Source organism: Collinsella provencensis, from assembly GCF_900199705.1.
Classification (GTDB): Bacteria; Actinomycetota; Coriobacteriia; order Coriobacteriales; family Coriobacteriaceae; genus Collinsella; species Collinsella provencensis.
On the sequence record NZ_LT904908.1, the window covers coordinates 1,074,894 to 1,096,367 of the forward strand.

Here is a 21,474-nt window from a genome sequence, read left to right on the forward strand (position 1 = left end):
GACGGAAACCATGCTGAATCAGCAAAACGCATCGCAGGTCGCTGACGCACAGGCAGCATCTCAATCGTCGCAGTCTGCCAACGCGCAGGCCGCCAAGCGAGCATCACAGGTCACCCACGACCCCCAGGGCGCATCCGCCAATCGCGGTAAGCGCACGGCAAACATGGGCAAGACCGCCCGTCGAACCCTCAAGATGCTTTTCGGGTTCTTCCCCGTGCTCCTGCCGACCGTCATTGCCGCCATCGTCTTCAACGCCATCGTTCAGGCGATTCCCAACGTATTCATGGAACGCGTGCTCGCCATCGTGGAGGACTCCTGGCAGACCGGTGCATGGGACCCCGTTGCCGGCGAAATCATCCACAACGTGATTATGCTCGTGATCTTCTACCTGCTCGGACTTATCTGCAACGCCTTCTGGCAGCAGGCAATGGCCGTCATCACGCAAGGCGCGCTCAAGAACTTCCGCACCGCCATGTTCGAGCACATGCAGCGCCTGCCGATCCGGTACTTCGACACGCACCTGCACGGTGACGTGATGAGCCATTACACCAACGACGTCGACGCCATGCGTCAGATGATCTCCCAGAGCATCCCGCAGCTCACGCTCACGTCTCTCATCATGGTCGCCGTGGTGTGCATCATGTTCTACTACAGCATCACGCTGGCCATCGTGGTGATCCTGGGCGTTATCGTCATGGCGCTCGCCACACGCTACCTGGGCAGCCGCTCGGCCCGCAACTTCCTGCGTCAGCAACGCGCCGTCGCCGCGCTTGAGGGCCATGTGGAAGAGGTCATGGGCGGCGAGAAGGTCATCAAGGTCTTCTGCCACGAGCGCGAGGCTGAGGAGGACTTCGACCGCATCAACAGTGAGTGGGAAACCGCCGCGCGCACCGCGAACAGCTATGCCAACACGCTCATGCCGATTCTCATGAACATGGGCAACCTCCTGTATGTAATCGTGGCGATTATGAGCGGCGTGTTCATCTTCCTGGGCGTGCCCAACTTCTCGATCTCAGGCATGCCGCTGAGCATCGCCGTGGCGGTTCCGTTCCTCAACATGACCAAACAGCTTGCCGGCCAGGTGGGACAGATCTCCAACCAGATCAACTCCGTGGTCATGGGCCTCGCCGGTGCCGAGCGCATCTTCGAGCTGCTCGACGAGGAAGTTGAGCAGGATGCCGGCTATGTGACGCTCGTGAATCTTGCCGTTAAGGACAACGAGCTGGTTGAGAGCGCCGAGCGTACGGGCCTGTGGGGCTGGAAGCACCCGCACCACGACGGCACCGTCACCTACACTCCGCTGCGCGGCGATGTTCGCATGGAGCACGTGAACTTTGGCTACCGTCCCGACCACGAGATCCTGCACGACGTTTCGGTGTATGCAAAGCCCGGCCAGAAGGTCGCGTTCGTGGGCGCCACGGGTGCCGGCAAGACCACCATCACGAACCTCATCAACCGCTTCTACGACATTTCCGACGGCAAGATCCGCTATGACGGCATCAACGTGAGCAAGATTCGCAAGAGCGACCTGCGCCGCTCCCTTGGCGTGGTGTTGCAGGACGTGAACCTCTTCACCGGTACCGTGATGGACAACATCCGCTATGGCAAGCTCGACGCCACCGACGAGGAGTGCATCAAGGCGGCAAAGCTTGCAGGCGCCGATACGTTCATCAACATGTTGCCGCAGGGCTACGACACTGTGCTCACCGACAACGGTGCGCAGATTTCGCAAGGTCAGCGTCAGCTGCTCTCCATCGCACGCGCTGCAGTTGCCGACCCGCCCGCGATGATTTTGGACGAGGCGACCTCAAGCATCGACACGCGCACCGAGGCCATCGTGCAGAAGGGCATGGACGCCCTCATGCAGGGGCGCACCACGTTTGTGATTGCGCACCGCCTCTCCACCGTGCGCAACTCCGATGTGATCATCTGCCTCGACCATGGTCGCGTGATCGAGCGCGGCACGCACGACGAGCTCATCGCGCAAAAGGGCATGTACTACCAGCTCTACACCGGCGCATTTGAGCTGGAGTAATCGCTGAATACGTGCGCTTGGGCGGGCGGACAAAAGAGGACGCCGCCCGGGCGCGCAGCCAATTTCCCTCGGGTGTGGTTCCGCTTCGCTCCACAAAACACCCTCGGGAAGCAGCCTGCGCGCCAAAACATTGACTCCGTACTCGCCGCCCCATTCTTCTAAAGAGCGCTTTGCCAAGTCGCTCTCGAAAGAAGGATGGGGCGGCGTTTATTTGCCCTCCGCACGTGAACGGTGCAAAATGTACGCCGAGAATCTGAACACACGCTCATGGGAGACAGCCATGTTATTAGCCATCGATATGGGAAACACGCAAACGGTATTGGGCCTGTTCGATGACGATGAGTTGATTCACGCATGGCGTATGCCCACCGACCGCACCCTCACCATGGACGAGGTGCACCTGCGTCTGCTCGGCTATTTCCAAAAAGACGGGCTGTCGCTCGACAGCGTTGACGCCATCGCCTTCGCGGGCGTGGTACCCCAACTCGTGCGCGCATGGAGGGGCGTGGCCGACGCGCTGGGCGTCCGCGTCGTGATCGTGGGTCGCGAGACGGCGGCGGTCACCAACGTCAAGGCGGACAACCCCGCCGAAGTCGGCGCCGACCGCATTGCCAACGCAACCGCAGCGGCGCTGGAATATGGCGCGCCGAGCATCGTGGTCGATTTTGGAACCGCAACGAATATCGACGTCGTGGACGCGAGCGGAGCCTATATCGGCGGCTGCATCGCCCCGGGCCTTCGCCTTTCACTTGACGCGCTCACGTCGCGCGCTGCCAAACTGGCGAGCGTTCCGCTTGAGGCACCCGCGCATACCATTGGTCGAAACACCGTTGAGGCCGTTCAAAGCGGCGCCGTGGTGGGTGCCGCCGCCATGGCGGAGGGCTTGATCGCACGCATACGCGAAGAGCTCGGCGCCCCCGATGCGCCGGTCATCGCCACGGGCGGACTCGCCAGCATCGTCGCCACAGCCACCGACGCCTTCGACGTCGTCGATCCGCAGCTCACCATCAAGGGCATCTGCGAGATTTACCACCGCATGCGATAGCGGGCGGGAGGAATACCCTCCGCCCACTATCGCTCAACCTACTTTTTCTCATGAAAAGAGAATAAGTGGCAATTTTTGCCAGAAAATAGTCTTTCGCAAGCAAGAAAAACTCAGCAGCAAGGTTGTAATGAAACGAGGAGGCGCGCCTGCCTCCTCGCCACCTGGTCTTTTTGCAACATGCATTGCGCGAGAACATCTGACAGCAGACCAACGATCTCCAAAAGGCCAACCAAAACACTACAATCTGGCATTTTTTGCCATTCTCGCACCGTTTTGAGAAAAAACCGCTAGAACGTGCCGAGCTCCGCGACCACGTGACCCACGCGCTCTTCGGGCTCTTTGACGTCAATGCCCTCGTAGCGGAAGAAGCGCGCCGGATTGTGCATCAGGTCCTCAAGCGGCACGAGCACGAAGTCGCGCTCGCCCAGACCGGGGTGCGGCAGGCGCAGCTTGTTGCCGCCGTGCGTCTCGTTGTCCATCCAAATGAGGTCACAGTCGATAACGCGCGGCCCGTTGGCGCGCGTGCCCGCACCGCGCTTGCGGCCGAGCTTGTTCTCGATTTTGAGAAGCTCTTCCAGCAGGATAAGCGGGGCGAGTTCGGTCTTGATCTCGATAACGGCATTGGCGAACGGCTGCTGACGCGTCACATATGCTGGTTCACTCTCATAGATGCGCGAGCAGCTGGACACGCAAGTCATGGGAATCTCGGCAATGAGATCGCGCGCGGCGCGGAGGTTATCCTCACGCTCGCCCTTGTTGGAGCCAAGTGCGATGTACGCGCGGCGCGGCATGGGGCGCGCGATGGCCCAAAAACCGTTCAGGAACTGGTAAAAGCCCGCAACGTCATGAACGCGCACGATATTGGCACCTTGCTCGATGGCACCGAGGCACACGCCGAATGTGGCGATGTCGCGGTCGGCGGCATCGGCAACACCCGAGATGGCGCCCACCACGCGTTTGCGCGAGACAGCGCACAGCGTGGGATACCCGAGTGAGGCGATCTTGCCCATCTCGCGCTGAATCACGATGTCCTCGTTGGCGTCCTTGCCAAATCCCGGACCCGGGTCAAGGCAGATGCGCTCGCGGTCAACGCCCGCGTGCACCAGGGCTCGCGCCTGGTCTGACAGGAAGCCCATGATGCGGCGCATGATGGGCGCGGAGTCGGGCAAGGTGAAGCGGCGCAGCTGCGAAGTACGCGCATGTGCTCCGGCGCGAGCGGCGGAGCGAGCCATGATAGAAGCGAGGTCATCGCCGGTCGCCGTCTTTTGTGCATCGGGGCTTGCGGCGTTCACGCCAACTACAGCGACTTCGGCATCGGAGGCGACCGCCTCCGTGGCGCGCGCCTCGGCAGGAGCGAAGGCGGCAATGGCGGCCCGACGCTCGGCCTCAGCGGCATCCGATCCGTTGGGCGTTGCATCAAACGGCAGCTGGGGCTGCATCATGCCCGAAATGAGCTTTGCCTTCGCAGCGCGCTTGGACTTGCCGGTGGCGCCCAACGCGCGAGCTGCCTCTTCGGCCTCGCGGGCTTTTTCGGCCATAAACGCCGCTGCCGAGGTGTCGAGCTGCACCGGCGTATGCGTGCGTACGGAAGCCCCGTCCGCGCCGTCAATCTCGCCGGCATGCATGACAACCACGCCGCAATCGCTATTGGCAACGAACTCGACCATGCGCGGGTCGGTAAAGCCCGTCACGTCGTTTACGATGGAAGCGCCCACGCGCACGGCGGCCTTGGCAACCTCGACATGACGCGTGTCAATGGAGACGATGGCGCCCTCTTTTGCCAGTGCTTTTACCACGGGCAGGACACGCTTCGCCTCTTCGTCGATATCGACCGGCGTAAAGCCCGGACGCGTCGACTCGCCACCCACGTCGATGATGTCGGCGCCGGCGTCGAGCATCTCCATGCCAAACGCAATCGCGGAGTTAACATCAAAGTGCTCCCCGCCGTCGCTAAACGAGTCGGGAGTGACGTTCAAAACACCCATGATGCGCGGACGGTCGAACTTGAGCTCAAACTTGCCGCAGAGCCAAACCTTTGTATCGCGTGCCATAACGGCTCCTTGCATTCCCCGTGCAGCGAGACCGTATGCCCCGCATGCATGAAACCTTATTGTATAGCGTGATTGCCCTGTTAACCAAAGCAAGGTGCAAGAACCGCGTTGCGCATACATTCTTTCAAGGTTCAGAGCTGATACACTGAGCCAAAAGCAACTGTCCCGAAACTGGTGCGCGTTTTGTCGAAGTGCGCACCGAGCGAAGAAAAGTAAACGTACCCGCACAAACACTTGGAGTACCAGCATGTCCCAGCTTTACCGTTTTGCCTCGTGGAACGTCAACGGTCTACGCGCCGTCCTCAAAAAGGAGCCGAGCTTCACCGAAATCGCCGCTGAGCTTGATGCCGATATCCTCGCCATCCAGGAAACGAAGCTACAGCAGGGTCAGGCCGAAATCGACCTTCCCGGCTACCACGAGGTATGGAGTTACGCCGAGCGCAAAGGCTACTCTGGTACCGCCGTGTTCACACGCGAGGAACCACTCTCCGTCCGCCATGCCGATGCTGTCCTCGAAGCAGGCCGCAACGCCGGCCTTTCAGATGATGCGTTGGAGCTCGTTGCCGCCGCGGCCACCGAAGGTCGCGTATGCGCCCTCGAGTTCGAGCGCTTTTGGTTCGTGAACGTGTACACGCCCAATGCGCAAAACGAGCTCGCGCGCATCGACGTGCGCATGGCTTGGGACGACGCCTATCGCGCGTTTTTGCTCTCGCTTGAAGCCGAAACGGGAAAACCGGTCATTACCTGCGGAGACTTTAACGTTGCGCACAACGAAATCGACCTCAAGAACCCCAAGAGCAACCGCGGCAACGCAGGCTTTTCCGATGAGGAGCGCGCAAAATTTACCAAGCTGCTCGAAGCGGGTTACACCGACACGTTCCGCATGGTGCACCCCGACCTCGAGGGCGCCTACAGCTGGTGGAGTTATCGCTTCAACGCCCGCAAGAACAACGCGGGCTGGCGCATCGACTACTTCCTCGTGAGCGACGCAATCGCGGGTCGCGTGCACAGCGCGGGAATCCGCAACGACATCTTTGGCAGCGACCACTGCCCCGTCACGCTGGAGATAGAACTCTAGCCCAAGCGAACGCCGTTCGATTCAAGGAGACGGCAGCGGCCAAACCGTCACGCCACATCAAAAGGCCTGGCGCAGTGGCCCCGCCCGCGCCGAAAGCCCGGTCTAACGCAAGAGCTCCTCGGCGGCCCGAATCTGCTCGGGCGAGCCCAGCAACCCGAGCCTGTCGTCAACGCACAGGGGCATATCCGGCTCGATCGCGAGTTCCAAGTCGCCATCGCGATGCATGGCAATGGCACGCGCGCCGGTCTTGGCGCGCACGTTGAGCTCCGCAAGCGTGGAGCCCGCGGCGGCGCTGTGGGCCCTCACCGCAACCCAGTGCAACTCAACGCCGGGGAACGCGCCGAACAGCTCGTCAAGCGCACCGAATGCGGACTTGGGGACAAACTCGCCCACAGGCGCGTCGGACGTGGCGGGAGCCATGGCAGCCTGCGCGGGCACATTCACGGGTGCGTTCGCGGGCACGGCGGCGGATGCAGCAGCGACGGGAGCAACTCCGGTGCCGGCGCCGCTATACCCAAAAACCGCCCTCTGGGACGCGCGGCGCTCGTACAGGGACGCAAGCGAGGGATGTGCGGCAAACCAGCGCTCGAGCAGCGGATTCAACTTAAACACAAACGAATTCAAAGCGATGGAGACCACGGCGGCGCCCAGGATCAGGCCGTACTGATCGGAGTTCAAAACCCCAAGCGCCATGCCCGTCTGCCCGATGAGAAACGAGAACTCGCCAATCTGCGACAGCCCCGCGGCGATGACAATCGAGGCGCTCACACCGGCCGACAACGCCAGGCCGAGCGCCATGTTGATGACCCACTTCCCCACCATGATAAGCAGCACGAGCACGAGCAGCTCGGGCAGATGGGCCATCAGAAATCCCGGATTGACCATCATGCCCACGCTGGCGAAGAAGATGATGGAGAACAGGTCTTGGAATGGGATAGACTCTGCCGCCACGCGATGCGCGATCTTGGACCCTCCCACCACGACGCCGGCCAGAAACGCGCCAAGCGCGAAGGACAGGTCAAACGTCACCGCGGCGACCATCGCTGTGCCGAGTGCGACCACGATCACGGCGAGCTGGAACAATTCGCGCGGACAAAAGCGCGCGATGCGCGTGAGCAGGGTCGGCAAGACGCGCGAACCGATCTCGAACATGATCAGCACGAACGCGGCGGTCTTGAGCAACGCGCGAGCCAAACCGACGGCGACGGCGCGCACCGTCGTCTCGCCCGGGCCAAACACCACGGGCAGCACCACGATGATCACCACGGTGACCAAGTCCTCGATGATGAGTCGGCCCGTGGCGATGCGCCCTCCCTCGGTTTTGTCGAGACCCGTATCGGACAGGTTTTTGATGAGGACCACCGTCGAAGCGATCGACACCGACAAACCGAGGATGACGCCCGCCTCGACGCTCCAGCCCAGCGCAAGCGCCAGGGCGCAGCCCGCCGCCGTGCCGAGCACGATCTGCAGCGCCGCCCCGGGGACCGCCACGTTCTTGACCGCCTTGAGGTCGTCGAATGAGAAGTGCAAGCCCGTTCCGAACATCATGAACATGATGCCGATCTCGGCGAGCTGGTTCATGGCATGCGAGTCCCCGATGAATCCGGGAGTGAACGGACCGACCGCCAGGCCGCCCAGCAGATACCCCACGATGGGCGGCAGACGGACGGCCCGGGCGGCCATGCCGCCTGCAAATGCGGCAACGAGGGCAAGGACGAAAGTTGTGAGTAGGATGCTGTCTCCGTGCATGGTCCTCCGTTTGGTGCTATATCATCAAGCGTGCGTACCGTCCACTTTATGATGGCACGGACACCGCGCTTATCGGCAACTCAAATGCACAGGGAGAACCCACATGGACGTCACTGCAATCATCTTGGCCGCGGGCGAGGGCACGCGCATGAAGTCGAATCATGCCAAAGTGTCGCACCAAATCCTGGGCAAACCGATGGCCTGCTGGGTTATCGACGCCGCGCTTGCCGCGGGCTGCACACGCGTGGTCGTCGTGGTGGGCAGCCATTCCGATGAGGTTCGTGCGCTCATCAGCGCCGCTTACAAGGACACGCCGCACGCCGCCGCCATCGAGTGCGTTGAGCAGATCGAGCGCTTGGGCACCGGCCATGCCGTCCGCGTGGCACTCGAGGAGACGGGCATCGCTGAGGGCCCCGTCGTGGTACTCAACGGCGACCTGCCCCTCATCCAGGCGGAAACCATCCGCACCTTCGCCAGCACGGTCGCCGAGGGCGGACATGCGGGCGCCATTCTCACCTTCACGCCGCCTGAGCCCTTTGGATACGGTCGCATCGAGCTTGCGGAGAACGGCTCCGTCAACCGTATCATCGAGCAGAAGGACTGCACGCCCGAGCAGGCAGCCGAGCTGACCGAATGCAACGCCGGTTGCTACGCATTCGACGGCGCACTGCTCGCCGCTCATGTGGGCGAAATCACCAGCGACAACGCCCAGTCCGAGTACTACCTCCCCGACATGGTCGAGATTCTTAAAGACCACGGCCACAGTGTGACCATCTTCCATTGCGACGATTACCGTGATGGCTTGGGCGTGAACTCACGCGCACAGCTCGCAGAGCTCACCGGCATCGCGCGCGGCCGCATCAACGCGCGCCTCATGGCCGAGGGCGTCACGTTCATCGACCCCGCACAGGCGTGGATCTCCCCCGATGCGCAGATCGGCCGCGACTCCGTCGTCTGGCCGCAGACCCACCTCATCGGCGCCTGCCGCATCGGCGAGGACTGCCAGGTTGGCCCCAACACGCGCCTCACCAACGTGGTCGCCGGCAATGGCTGCACCATCGACGAGACGGTTGCCATCGACGTCGTGCTCGAGAACAACGTCTCGTGCGGCCCGCGCTGCTACCTGCGCCCCGGGACGCACATGCTCGACGGCTCCAAGGCCGGTACGCACGTGGAGATCAAGAAATCCACCATCGGCGAGGGCTCCAAGGTCCCGCATCTCTCCTACATCGGCGACACCACCATGGGCTCCGGTGTCAACGTGGGCGCGGGCTCCATCACCTGCAATTACGACGGCAAGAACAAGCACGCCACCACCATCGGCGATCGCACGTTCATCGGCTCGGACACCATGATGGTCGCCCCCGTGAACATCGGCGCAGACGCCATCACGGGCGCGAGCAGCTGCATCACGCGCGACGTTCCCGACGGCGCACTGGCCATCGAAAGATCTGATCAGCGTGTGTTGGAAGGATACACCGAGCGTCGTCGCGCTCGCCTATAATATAGTGTGTTATGACAGGCAGTGAGGCGTTTTAGAAGGAGAGAACGACATGCCGCTAACTGATCCTAAGAAGACTATGGACGTCAGCAAGATTCTGCGTATCTATTCCGGTTCTTCCAACCGTCCGCTCGCTGAGAAGATTGCGAACATCCTTGGCGTGGAGCTCTCCGGCCTCACCCTGAAGCAGTTTGCCAATGGCGAGATCTATGCTCGTTATGACGAGACTGTCCGTGGCGCCGACGTATTCTTCATTCAGTCCGTTGCGGGTGAGAACGTCAACGACATGCTCATGGAGCTGCTCATCGCCACCGACGCCGCCAAGCGCGCCTCTGCTCGCTCCATCACCGCCGTCATCACGCACTACGGCTACTCGCGCCAGGATCGCAAGGCCGCTCCGCGTGAGCCCATCACCGCCCGTCTTGTGGCCAACCTGCTCGAGTGCGCCGGCGTCGACCGCGTTATCACGCTCGACCTGCACCAGGGTCAGATCCAGGGCTTCTTCGACATCCCGGTCAATCACCTGTCTGCTCTGCCGCTGTTCGCTGACTATTACAACGCGATGAACTTCGATACTGAGAACCTGGTCGTCGTCTCCCCCGACGTGGGTCGCGCCAAGGCAGCCAAGAAGCTCTCCGACATGCTCGACTGCAGCCTCGCTATCGCCCACAAGGGCCGTCCGCGTCACAACGCGGCCGAGGTCATGGGCATCATCGGCGACATCAAGGGCAAGACCTGCATCATCAACGACGACATGATCGACACGGCGGGCACCCTGTGCGCCAACGTCAAGGAGCTCAAGGCCATGGGCGCCGGCGACATCTACGTGTGCGCCACCCACGGCATCTTCTCCGGCCCCGCAATTGAGCGCCTGAACGACGCCCCCATTGTGGAGTGCGTTGTCACCGACGCCATCCCCGTTGAGGAGCAGGGCAAGATCAAGACCATAACCGTGGCGGGTGAGTTTGCCGAGACCATCTCTGCCGTGTATCGCGAGCAGCCCGTCTCCTGCCTCATCGGCGGCGACTTCGCGATGTAATTGCATCGAGCCACATCCAGTAGCTCGAATGTCTTCACGCAACGAAGGGGGACACGATGCAAATCGTGTCCCCCTTTTCATGAGTATGTTGGATTCTGGCTACGCCTTGTTAGGCGCCTTTGGCCGCCTACGCTACGGATTCCTCCAGGCGATTTGCGCCGAATCTTTCTTCATACAAGCGGGCAATCTCCATGCCCAGAGCCGTAACGCAATATGCGTTGGCAACCTGGGCCCCATTTTCCGCATGGCGAACATCCGCGGAAACAAGCCCCTTTTCCTCAAGGGCGGCGCAGGACCTCAGAGTCGTCTGCGCTGAGCATCCCACTGCAAGCGAAAGGCTACGGCGGCTCAATCCAACGGGATCACAACCAAGTCCGCGCTGCTCACGCGCACGGTGCACGATATATGCCAGGATTTCGCACTCAGTCTCATTGACGCGAAGCCCTTGAATGCCCAAATTGACTCGTTTTGCCACTATTCCTCGCCAACGAAAAAGTAAATGGTGCGCGCCCCGGAAAGGACGCACACCACATTGCCAATAGAAGTTCTATGCGCGACGACGCGAGACGTAAGCAACGCCTGCACCAGCGCCAACCAGGCCAGTCAGCACAACGGCGGCCATGACGGCGTCACCGGTCTGCGGCAGGGTGCCGGACGGCTTCTTGGTGGGCTTAGCCGGCTTCTCGGGCTGCTCAGGCTTAGCCGGCTTCTCGGGCTGCTCAGGCTTAGCAGGCTCCTCGGGCACGACGGGCGCCTCGGCTACGGTGTAGGAAACCGTGGGCTTAGCAAAGTCCTCAGCAGCGCCCGGGGTCTGATTCGTGTCAACGGGATACAGCGTTGCGCTGTCGTTGGTGTAGAGCGCGCTCTTTCCAGCAGCGCCATTAGCGTCGTACTCGCCGTAGGTACCAGCCTTGGTCTGGGGGTTCATCAGCTTCACGGTGTAAGTAAGGGCAACAGGATCAAAGTTGCTTACTGCCTCATTGATCTCCCACACGAAGTGCTCGCCAGGGACCTCAGGGGTGCCCTCGGGGCAGTAGGTCACCTTGAAGCGGAAGCCGTTATCGGTCTTGCCGAAGCCGTAGGTGTTCTCGTCAATCTTGACCCTGTCGAGTACCTGATCGCCAACCTCCAGCTCAAGCTTTTCGACGTCGTTGACGAAATCGAAGTCGTAGGCGTTGCCCTTGTCGTCAGTACCCTTGCCCATAACGTCAACGACCTTGGAGCCGCTGTCAAGCAGGTAGTACACATCCTTCTGAATATCGTCGAAGTCGACGGTGTTCTCGCCACCCATCCACTTCATGAACGAAGGACCATAGGGGAAACTTGCCATTTCACCTGGAACACCCTCGCATACAACGTACGCGTTGTAGCCCTCAGCTTTGATGCTCTGATACACCTGGTAGGACTTATACAAAGCAACGTCGACCGTAGAGGCGTAATTGTCTTTTTCGCCGTAATGAACAAACTTATCACCAGAGATATCTGCGTCGCGATCATAGGTAGAAGGCTTCTCATCAATGGTCTTCTTGGCAAGACCGCCGTTCATCTCGGCATACCATTCGTTCCAGTCGTCGGGAGTGTATCCATTGTAATAACGAACATCCCAGCCGTCGGGACTGGCAAGCATCGGTTTATTCGGAGCGTCACCATTAGCAAAGTTCACGCCGTAGTTCTCATACACGTCTTTCGTATCTTCGTCATCCCAAATGTACGTAAGGCCGTCGCTCACAACAATCAAGTACTTGCGGCTGGGTTCTTTCACCCTAGTGTCATTGTCAAGCATCGCTTTGCCTGCATTCAAACCAGCACTCATGTTGCTGCCGCCCACCGTGGGACGAGTATTCATGAAATTAGCAACTTTCTCACCAGTGCTGGCATCAAGCTCGGTCAGAGGAAACGTAGTGACCTCACCACGGAATTGCACAACGCCGACCTGAATGGTGGCACCGGACTTCGCGATACTTTCATTAAGGTCATTCAGCATCGCGGTAACTTTTGCTCTAATCAACGGGGCATTGCCAGGACCACCTGATCCTTGTTGATCATTGCAGCTTGATTCGTCCATAACGAAAACGATGTCGCTGACCAGCTCTTCCTCGGCGGAAGGCAGAGACAGCGTCACCTGAGACTCGTAGTTCTCATCCAAGTTCGTTGCCGTCTTGGACTTAGAAATGTTCCAGATGTCGGCAGTCGCGCCCATGGCAGGTGTTGCCACAAACACCATGGCCAAGAAAACCGAGGTCATCACAGCTGTGAAAGCTCTAATCAACCCCTTTTTTCTAAACAGATTTGTTTTCATATCCTTCTCCTTTGATCCAGCTGCATTTGCAGGTGAAGACAACGAGAAGGCAAAGCAACGGAATATTCGTTCCGTTGCTTAAAGCAGGGGAAATCCAGCGGAAAAGGGAGTAAAGCTATTCAATTGAAGAGAAAGGGGGCGCGCTTGCGCTTTCGCCGTACTGGGCGAAAAGTGAAAGCGTTTGGGGAAGGTTTACCTTATGAACGGCATCGGTTTCGCGGTTGTAGGACTTCTAACCATCTATCTGTGCTATCATTCATCGAAGGAAGGTAGGACAATGGAACGAATATTCCGTTGTCTTTTTTCATTTGCTCCCCATGCGTTGAGAACAAACTGGCGCGTCCGGCAGGAGCGGTTTTGCGCCTATGTTAATAAATTCAAACAAGAAACCTGTTTTTTGCGGCGAGCCACATCCGCAGCAAGATATAACCGCGTTGTCTCCACGCGCGTATGTCCGAGTACAGCGCTCAGGGAATCGATGTCGTTGTGCTTGCGATAGAACACGGTTGCAAACAGGTGACGCAGGTTGTGCGGGAACACCTTCCGAGCGTCTATCCCCGCTTGCTTCGCCAACGCTTTTAGAATGCGCCAGATGCGCGTGCGATCAAGCGGCTTGCCGGTCTTGCTTACGAATACAGGACCACTGGTAATGCGATGCTTACGGGCAAACCTCGCGATGCGTCGGCAAAGCTCCTCTGGAAGCCAAACGCGACGGACTTTGCCTTTGTTGGCAATCACGGCAACCTGCTCCTTCGCAGCCTCAACGGTAATCGCCTGCACCTCGCTCACGCGCACGCCCGTTGAGCCGATGGCTTGCACAAGCAAGGCATCCCGCTCGCTGCTGCACTTCGTTGCCGCCCGCACAAGCTTTTGATATTCACCTTTCGTGAGGTTACGCGTAGCGCTGCGAAACTCGTCTGCCTGAACGCGAAGGCGCTTTGCCCTCAGCTCGAACGCACCGCAGCACATGAGATAGCTGTTGATTGCCGCGATTCCCACATTAACCGTGGCGGGAGCGTATTCCTTGATGAGCGTCGCTTTGAAATCGAGCACGGAGGCTTTGTCCAAAACACGTCCTTCGTTCGAAAGGAACGTGATAAAGCGGTTTACGAAACGCGTGTACTTCTCAACAGTTGCCGGCGCCGACTCTCGTTCTCGTAAAAACGCCTCATATTCCTCAACCGATCGAATCTGGTAGCTGCGTAGTCGAAACATAGGCTTCCTTTCTCTAAAACGTGAAAAGAAGTATGGCGCACTATTATTTTTATTCGAGCATTCCTAATTTGATAGCGTTATATATCGTCTAATATATTTACAGAAAAGTATCCTTAGCAGTAAATTTTAAGTCGCGATGAATTGTTAAAGATTATGTAAACCCCTGCCATTTAATAAAATATTTCTGAAATGGGGGTTATTACGCGCAACGAAAATGGGTTAAACAAGTGCCGAGGAACACACCGATGCGCGTCTGCACAAGGAGCCGTTGATTCAATTGATTCAGAGGGCTTTTCCGACTTGGAGGTTTCTCCCGCCACATTCGCGCCTGCGGTATCATGGGACAGTTCGCACACAATCAAGGAAGGCCCCCATGGCTGCTGCACAACCAAAACCGATCCGTCTGGTCGCTGGGCTGGGCAACCCCGGAGAAGAATACGCCGCCACGCGTCACAACGCGGGCTTTCGCTCCATCGACATCCTCGCCAGTCAGGCGGGCGTGTCCTACTGGAAAAACCAATCCGGTGCCGAAGTCGCGCTCATAAAAGTCAACGACCCCGAAGCCGAGGGCGGCAAACGCGAGGTCGTGCTTGTTAAGCCGCAGTCTTATATGAACACGAGTGGCGGCCCCATCTCCAAGCTGTGCGCGCAATACAAAATCAAGCCCGAGGAAATGCTCGTCATCCATGATGAACTCGACATACCCGAGGGCGACGTGCGCATCAAAGTGGGCGGTGGGCACGCCGGGCACAACGGGTTGCGTTCCATCATCGACAAGACGGGAAGCCGTGACTTCAGCCGCGTGCGCGTGGGCATCGGCGATCCCCCGGGACGCATGGCCGTTGCCGATTACGTGCTCAAACAGCTGCGTTCACGCGAAGCCGAGGATTTTGAAATCACCTGCGCACATGCCGCCGAGGCGGCCGCGCTCGCAGTGACACGCGGCGTAGTGTTCGCCCGCGACCACGTCAACGGCGGAGCGGCGAGCAACGGAAAGCACTAGCTGTAGCAACTTGATAGAACACGGACTCTGTAAGTATTCGTATAGAATCGCTGGAGTATACTAAACGCCGTATGCGCATGCTCGCGCACGCGCGTCGCATAATGGTTGTAAGCGGAATGCATCTGACCCGCTACCTGCGAGAACGATGGATTCCGAACAGTCAGAGAGGGGTTCTATGTTTGAGATCCTGAAAAAGACGCAGTTCTCGGAGAAGGTCTTCGAGTTCCGCGTCCACGCCCCGAGGATGGCTAAGAAGGCTCACGCCGGCCAGTTCCTCATGGTGCGTGTCGACGAGACGGGCGAGCGCGTGCCGTTCACCTTCGCCAACTGGAATGCCGAAGAGGGCTGGATTGAGTTCATCTTCATGGTAGTTGGCAAGACCACCGAGTGCCTGTCCCAGCTCAACGAGGGTGACTTCATCCAGGACGTCACCGGTCCGCTGGGTTGCCCCACCGAGATCGAGGGCGATTCCGTCGCCGTCGTGGGCGGCGGCGTTGGCTTGGCCATCGCCTACCCCGTGGCACGCATGCTGTGCGAGCAGGGCAAGAACGTGTACGTCATCATGGGCGCCCGAACCAAGGACCTCATGATCCTGCACGACCAGTTCGACGCGCTGCCGCTCGCCGGCCTGTACGTCACCACCGATGACGGCTCCATGGGCGAGAAGGGTGTTGTCACCCTGCCTCTGGCCCGTCTGTGCGAGACCAACTCCATCGACCACGCCTTCTGCGTCGGCCCCGTGCCCATGATGAAGTTCTCCGCCAAGACCTGCCGCGAGCACAAGATTCCCATCATCGCCAGCCTGAACCCCATCATGGTCGACGGCACCGGCATGTGCGGTTGCTGCCGCGTCGAGGTAAACGGCGAGACCAAGTTCGCCTGCGTCGACGGCCCCGACTTCGACGCCAGTGCTGTTGACTGGGACGACCTTGCCGCACGTCAGGCGAGCTATCGCGCCGAAGAGGCAACGTCCACCCAGCACCACAAGGAGGCTTGCGCATGCCAGAAGTAAAGAAGTATCGCCCCAACATTGGCGCTCCCCGTACCGCTCCCAACGAGGAGCCGCCTGCGGAGCGCGCGTGCGATTTCCGCCCCGTTGACACGGGCTTCACCAAGGAAGACGCCATCGCCGAGGCCAACCGCTGCCTCGACTGCAAGAAGCCCCTCTGCATGGAGGGCTGCCCGGTGGGCGTGCATATCCCCAACTTCATCGCCAAGATTCGCGAAGAGGACTGGACCGGTGCGCTCGAGACCATCAAGGGCGACAACCTGCTTCCCTCCGTCTGCGGCCGCGTGTGCCCGCAGGAGAACCAGTGCGAGGGCAAGTGCATCCTGGGCCGTAAGGGCGAGCCGGTGGCTATCGGCCAGCTCGAGCGCATGGTGGGCGACATGGCCGGCGAGGTCGGCAAGGCGCCCGTGTGCAAGCCCAAGAACGGCAAGAAGGTCGCCATCGTGGGTTCCGGCCCCTCCGGCATCGCCTGCGCCGGCGAGCTCGCTCGCGAGGGCTTTGACGTCACCGTGTTCGAGGCGTTCTTCACCGGCGGCGGCGTGCTCACCTACGGCATCCCCGAGTTCCGTCTGCCCAAGGCGATCGTGAAGCGCGAGATCGACGGTCTCGAGCAGCTCGGCGTTCACTTTGAGTACAACTCCGTTGCCGGCCGTCTGTTCGACGCTGACGAGCTCTTCAACGAGGAGGGCTTCGACGCCCTGTACCTCGCCGTGGGCGCTGGCCTCCCCCGCTTCCTGCATGTCCCGGGCGAGAACCTCCCCGGCGTGTACTGCGCCAACGAGTACCTCACGCGCACCAACCTCATGCACGCCTACAACTTCCCCGAGTACGACACCCCCATCCGTCACGGCAAGAACGTCGTGGTGTTTGGTGGCGGAAACGTCGCTATGGACGCTGCCCGTACCGCGCTGCGCCTGGGCGCCGAGAGCGTTACCCTCGCGTATCGCCGCACCGAAGCCGAGATGCCCGCGCGTCTGGCTGAGGTCCACCATGCCAAGCAGGAGGGCGTGAAGATCCTCGAGCTCGTCAGCCCGCTGCGTTTCAACGCTGGCGAGGACGGCTTCGTGAAAGAGGTCGAGCTTGAGCGCATGGAGCTCGGCGAGCCGGATGCCTCCGGTCGTCGTCGTCCCGTCGCCGTGGCGAACTCCGAGTTCAGCATCCCCTGCGACGTTGCCGTCACGGCTATCGGCACGCGCGCGAACCCGTTCGCCAAGCTCTGCGCCGACGTCGAGCTCAACCGCTGGGGCCTCATCGAGGCCGACGAGGACGGCCGTACGTCCAACCCCAAGGTGTGGGCTGGCGGCGACATCGTGACCGGCGCCGCTACGGTTATTCTCGCCATGGGCGCCGGCAAGAAGGCCGCCGCTTCCATGAAGAAGGAGCTCCTGGGCGAGTAATAGCGCGCGGTTGGGTTGCTTCGCTGGATGGGCCGCTGGACGAGCGATACCCGGGTTTGATTGAGCCTGAACAGGTTTGATCGGGCTGAATTGGGCAGTCGCCGGCTTGACCAGACAGTCGCCATTCGGCCTGGACAAGCGAACATATCCAAGCTTTCGAAGCCCGTCGATCCACAAGGTCGGCGGGCTTTTTGTTGGTGTTTGCGATTCGAAAAATGTCGCTGCGCCACCCAATGCCGCCACTTTTTCGCATGGGCCTTTCCCTGCGCTGCAGCACACCGACAATCTCCGCTTCTTCACCTCCCACACCCGTCAACTTCGTGCCTTGGCAACACGTTCATCCGCATTCTCGCACTGTTTTTCGCCCCCCAACAGTTGTATGCACCGCTCTGGTATGATGTATCGAATTGCCCACCAACGCTGTCTTACCGTACCCCTCGGCCACGGAACACGCGCGGGCATCATGTATCAGATTGCCCGTCTCCGCAGACCCAAACGTTAGGAGCGACATGGCAGATATCGACAGCAACATCTCGAGCGCCACTTCGGAGCCATCCGCCTCCGATGCCTCGACTTCTCCGCAGCACTTTGCGCCCAAACCCAAAGGCTCCAAGCCTGCCGTGAGCACCTCATCCACCACGCTGGCAAACAAAAAAGTCCCCATTTATCTGAAGATATTTGCCGCGCTGTGCTTCCTTGATGGCGCACTTTCGCTTCCGGCCTTGATTCTGTTTTACGGCCTGATCATCCTCGCGCTGTATACGGGCGTTGACGGTGTCACCATCGGCACCGACATCACACTCACCATCACGGTCGCGTTGGTTGGCGCGGTGCTCGAACTTGTGACTTCAATCGTTCTCATCATCTTTGGCCGTAAGCTGTGGAAAAGTGAGCGACGCCATGCCGCACGTTGGGCAAACGTGCTTGCCGTTCTCACCGTGGGCCAGATCCTCGTGCAAATCATGCTGGGCGGCTTTAACGTTCAGCTCGTCCGCCCCGGTATCCAGCTCGTCATCCTGATCGTTATTTCCACCACGGTCGATCCGACCCTGCACCAGGAGCGCGAATTCCAGCGTCACCTGCAGGACTATATCGACCGCGAGGCGGCGGAAGAGGGCATGCTCGGACGCGACCTTTCCGGCGAGGGCTACATCAAACTCAACTTCTTCAACCTGTTCTGGGTGTTCTTCGTCTGCTGCATACTCGGCCTGATCCTCGAGGTCATCTACCACATGGCAGTGGTGGACCCAGGCGTGTACCAAGACCGCGCTGGTATGCTCTACGGTCCGTTCTCCCCGATTTACGGATTTGGCGCCGTGCTGCTCACCATCGCGCTCAATCGCTTTTACGACAAGAACTTCCTGCTCATCTTTGTGGTCAGCGCCGTTATCGGCGGTACGTTTGAAGCGGCGGTAAGCTGGTGGATGCAGACCTCGTTTGGCGCAATTGCCTGGAGCTACCCCTTTGAGCTGATGCCCGGCGTTCCCGATCCGGTTGCTATCCTGTATGCGGGCCGCACGTCGCTGCCATTTGCCTGCATGTGGGGTGCGCTTGGCGTAGTGTGGATCAAGATTTGCCTGCCGCGCCTGCTTTCGCTCATCAACCTGATTCCTTGGAAGATGCGCTACTCGCTCACAACGATTACCGCAGCCCTCATGATTCTCAATGGCTGCCTCACGCTGGGTGCGCTCGACTGCTGGTTCTCGCGCGAGAGCGGACTTGCACCAACATCGCCGGTCGAGCAGTTCTTTGCCGACCACTACGACAACGAGTACATGGCCAATCGTTTCCAGAGCATGACTATTCACCCCGATACCACCAGTCGCGTGGAGAATCACGCCACGAGCGCGTAGGCGAAACTATGCGACAGCTGGATCATAGCCGAAACTGTACGACAGCCGGCGCTGCCTATGGCAGCTTGCCGTTGCCTATGGCCGATTACCATTGCCTATGGCAGATTGCCGTTGCCTGCGGTTTTCTGCGTTTTGGGACGCCCATAATGCAGAAAAACATAGACAACAGCAGGACGGCATAGTCAACCAAAAGGAATCACAAACAAATCCCCCGCTTCCCTTCAGTGAGAAACGGGGGATTTTTTAGCAACGTGCTTATATTGTGGCAGGTCAGCAACTAGTTCTCGAAGCTGTCGACAACCTCGCACACCATACCGGCGCGCGTCGTACGCGGAATGATTTCACCGGCGCACGTGATAAGCGTCATAACGTGATCGACGTTGTCAATCCGATCCGAAGCGTTTTTGGCCTTTGCGCGAGCCTTACCCAGCGACGTATTCAGGTACTGATGGAACTCGTCGATGCTCTCGAAATTGGGAGTGCGAGCGTCCAGGTAGGTGTCCTCCACCACCATGGTGAACAGCGGCTTTAAGACATACGTCTTTCCGTCGGTGATGTAGTAGAGCTCGTCTATGGTATCGAACACCTTTTGGTCCTGCGTTTGGTCGATGAACTTGAACATCGAGCCATCTTCCATGTGATGACCGTAGAGTGTCGTTTGCTGATCGATCATGCCCGGAGCAGTGTCAGCCACGTCCATGAACACGGTGCCGTTTTGGTTGTATTCGCCATTGAGCATGTGGCGCAGATACGTCTCGTTGCTTTCGCCCTGGGCAACCACATAGTTGACGGGGGTATCGGGAATGTAAATCCAACCAACAACGTCGTCGCTGATTTCCTTGAGCGCTGCGAAATCAATCTCGGGAATGCCACCCGTATCCGTAAGCACATCGTCAGCGATGCTGTTGTAGTAATCAGACGCCTGTTTGTAGCCCATCCGAGCGTAGACAAACAACCCTCCTGCAATCAGAAGCAGAGCCAATCCAATACCGAGCAGCACCTTCGAAATTATGTCTCGCTTGCCCTTGGGTTTCTTGGGAACACGCTTGGAACCCGTGTCAGCATACGGAGAACGGTTGGAGCTGCCCATGAAACCCGCGCGCTGCGCATTGCGAGTTTTTTCGGAACGGTTGGTAACGTTCCCACGCGTAACGCCCGCAACAGGGTTGACTCCGCTCACCGTGCCGCTGTTTTGTGCACGGGAAGCGCTGTTGGGGCGCTGGGCACCTGCATTGGCACCATTGTTTGCACGGGAAACGACACCGAGTCGCTGCGTGCCGGCAACAGGCTGAACACCGTGCGCGCGGCTAGCCTGCGCGTGGCCTCCAGCGCTGCGTGCAGGTTGCGCGCCATTTGCATGCGAGCGCTTAAACTTGTGCCCTGAGCTACTGGGAGTTGCAGCTTTTTTGAACCGACTTCCTTGCGCGGCTTTTTCCCCATGCAGAGCAGACACGCTCTCTAGCTGGGAAGATGCTGCATGAGAAGGCACCCTTCTCGTAGGGGCATTCACGGAATTCGGTTCAATTTTATGGGCAGCGTGACTAGCACCCCCCGCCTGAGGGGCGGCATTTTCATGGGACGGAACCGATTCGGGCTTTGCCTTGAAATGCCGTCCTTCAGTCTCAGCCATAACCTACGCCTCTGCCATTTCTTTTTTAAGCTGCACCACGACCTCGCGGTATTCAGGCATGGTGGCGCCCAGAATCTGCGTGGCATAAATTGCGGCGTTCTTGGCACCGTTAATGGCAACGCAGGCAACCGGCACGCCGGAAGGCATCTGCACCATGGAAAGCAGCGAGTCCATACCGCCCAGATCGCTGGTCTTCATGGGAACGCCAATGACCGGCAGTGGCGTAAACGCGGCAACGACTCCGCCCAGATGAGCAGCCTTGCCAGCTGCGGCGATGATGACCTTGATGCCACGGTCGGCGGCGGTCGAAGCCCATTCGTGAACCTTCTCAGGAGTGCGATGCGCGCTGGCAATTACCAGTTCGTACGGCACACCAAGAGCCTCGAGCTCGGCAGTGCAGCCCTCCATAACGGGCATGTCGGACTTCGATCCCATAATGATGCCCACAAGCGGGGTTTTTTCGTTCTGCTTTTCGGCCATGGTGCCTCCCCTGTCGGTTTTATGCAGTACCACATGCAAGTATAGCCACCTGAAGCGTCAAAGGAAAAGGCGCTAAAGAAGTGCACGGTT

The 21,474-nt window shown here is 59.5% G+C and carries 16 protein-coding genes; 9 read left to right on the forward strand and 7 right to left on the reverse strand.

Annotated elements, in window-relative coordinates:
• The first annotated feature begins 163 nt into the window (after positions 1–163).
• Both C1711_RS04875 and C1711_RS04880 read left to right on the forward strand, forming a co-directional pair.
• Positions 164–2,035, forward strand: coding sequence for an ABC transporter ATP-binding protein (locus C1711_RS04875; RefSeq protein ID WP_199824882.1), 1,872 nt, complete (start codon positions 164–166; stop codon positions 2,033–2,035).
• A gap of 280 nt (positions 2,036–2,315) precedes the next feature.
• The gene (locus C1711_RS04880; protein ID WP_102338044.1) at positions 2,316–3,080 is read left to right on the forward strand and encodes a type III pantothenate kinase; all 765 of its coding nucleotides are present in this window, start codon (positions 2,316–2,318) and stop codon (positions 3,078–3,080) included.
• A 287-nt stretch (positions 3,081–3,367) separates the two neighbouring features.
• Here C1711_RS04880 and folP read toward each other — a convergent pair whose 3' ends face one another.
• Positions 3,368–5,131, reverse strand: a complete 1,764-nt coding sequence (gene folP / locus C1711_RS04885; protein WP_102338045.1) for a dihydropteroate synthase — start codon at positions 5,129–5,131, stop codon at positions 3,368–3,370.
• 247 nt (positions 5,132–5,378) lie between these two features.
• Between folP and C1711_RS04890 the strand changes: the two genes are divergently transcribed.
• On the forward strand, positions 5,379–6,209 hold the full coding sequence (locus C1711_RS04890) for an exodeoxyribonuclease III (RefSeq protein ID WP_102338046.1): 831 nt from the start codon (positions 5,379–5,381) through the stop codon (positions 6,207–6,209).
• A 102-nt stretch (positions 6,210–6,311) separates the two neighbouring features.
• Here the strand turns inward: C1711_RS04890 and C1711_RS04895 are convergent, their stop codons facing one another.
• Positions 6,312–7,958 carry a cation:proton antiporter gene (locus C1711_RS04895; RefSeq protein WP_102338047.1) on the reverse strand — a complete coding sequence of 549 codons (1,647 nt, stop codon included), beginning with the start codon at positions 7,956–7,958 and terminating at the stop codon, positions 6,312–6,314.
• A gap of 103 nt (positions 7,959–8,061) precedes the next feature.
• On the opposite strand from C1711_RS04895, the gene glmU reads away from it, so the two are divergent.
• Entirely contained in the window at positions 8,062–9,462 is a 1,401-nt protein-coding gene (gene glmU / locus C1711_RS04900) for a bifunctional UDP-N-acetylglucosamine diphosphorylase/glucosamine-1-phosphate N-acetyltransferase GlmU (RefSeq protein ID WP_102338048.1), read from the forward strand.
• A 49-nt stretch (positions 9,463–9,511) separates the two neighbouring features.
• A complete protein-coding gene (locus C1711_RS04905) occupies positions 9,512–10,498 on the forward strand; it encodes a ribose-phosphate diphosphokinase (protein ID WP_102338049.1) in 987 nt (328 codons plus the stop codon).
• A gap of 127 nt (positions 10,499–10,625) precedes the next feature.
• On the opposite strand, the gene C1711_RS04910 is transcribed toward C1711_RS04905, so the two are convergent.
• The 3 genes from C1711_RS04910 to C1711_RS04920 form a co-directional block, all read right to left on the reverse strand.
• Positions 10,626–10,973 carry a hypothetical protein gene (locus C1711_RS04910; protein ID WP_159060054.1) on the reverse strand — a complete coding sequence of 116 codons (348 nt, stop codon included), beginning with the start codon at positions 10,971–10,973 and terminating at the stop codon, positions 10,626–10,628.
• A gap of 72 nt (positions 10,974–11,045) precedes the next feature.
• Positions 11,046–12,797 (reverse strand): VWA domain-containing protein, encoded by a 1,752-nt coding sequence (locus C1711_RS04915; protein ID WP_102338051.1) that lies wholly within the window; start codon positions 12,795–12,797, stop codon positions 11,046–11,048.
• Between the two features lie 363 nt (positions 12,798–13,160).
• On the reverse strand, positions 13,161–14,012 hold the full coding sequence (locus C1711_RS04920; protein ID WP_102338052.1) for a tyrosine-type recombinase/integrase: 852 nt from the start codon (positions 14,010–14,012) through the stop codon (positions 13,161–13,163).
• Between the two features lie 373 nt (positions 14,013–14,385).
• On the opposite strand from C1711_RS04920, the gene pth reads away from it, so the two are divergent.
• From pth to C1711_RS04940, 4 genes are all read left to right on the forward strand, one after another.
• Positions 14,386–15,015: an aminoacyl-tRNA hydrolase gene (gene pth / locus C1711_RS04925; RefSeq protein ID WP_199824843.1), complete on the forward strand. Its 630-nt coding sequence runs from the start codon at positions 14,386–14,388 to the stop codon at positions 15,013–15,015.
• A 175-nt stretch (positions 15,016–15,190) separates the two neighbouring features.
• Positions 15,191–16,027 (forward strand): sulfide/dihydroorotate dehydrogenase-like FAD/NAD-binding protein, encoded by an 837-nt coding sequence (locus C1711_RS04930; protein WP_102338053.1) that lies wholly within the window; start codon positions 15,191–15,193, stop codon positions 16,025–16,027.
• Positions 16,015–17,421 (forward strand): NADPH-dependent glutamate synthase, encoded by a 1,407-nt coding sequence (gltA, locus tag C1711_RS04935; RefSeq protein WP_102338054.1) that lies wholly within the window; start codon positions 16,015–16,017, stop codon positions 17,419–17,421. The genes C1711_RS04930 and gltA overlap by 13 nt, the downstream gene beginning before the upstream one ends.
• A gap of 509 nt (positions 17,422–17,930) precedes the next feature.
• The gene (locus C1711_RS04940; protein WP_102338055.1) at positions 17,931–19,274 is read left to right on the forward strand and encodes a putative ABC transporter permease; all 1,344 of its coding nucleotides are present in this window, start codon (positions 17,931–17,933) and stop codon (positions 19,272–19,274) included.
• 277 nt (positions 19,275–19,551) lie between these two features.
• Here the strand turns inward: C1711_RS04940 and C1711_RS04945 are convergent, their stop codons facing one another.
• Both C1711_RS04945 and purE read right to left on the reverse strand, forming a co-directional pair.
• Positions 19,552–20,454, reverse strand: coding sequence for a class B sortase (locus C1711_RS04945; protein WP_234346262.1), 903 nt, complete (start codon positions 20,452–20,454; stop codon positions 19,552–19,554).
• Positions 20,455–20,907: 453 nt separating this feature from the next.
• Positions 20,908–21,384 (reverse strand): 5-(carboxyamino)imidazole ribonucleotide mutase, encoded by a 477-nt coding sequence (gene purE / locus C1711_RS04950; RefSeq protein WP_102338056.1) that lies wholly within the window; start codon positions 21,382–21,384, stop codon positions 20,908–20,910.
• Between the last annotated feature and the right edge of the window lie 90 nt (positions 21,385–21,474).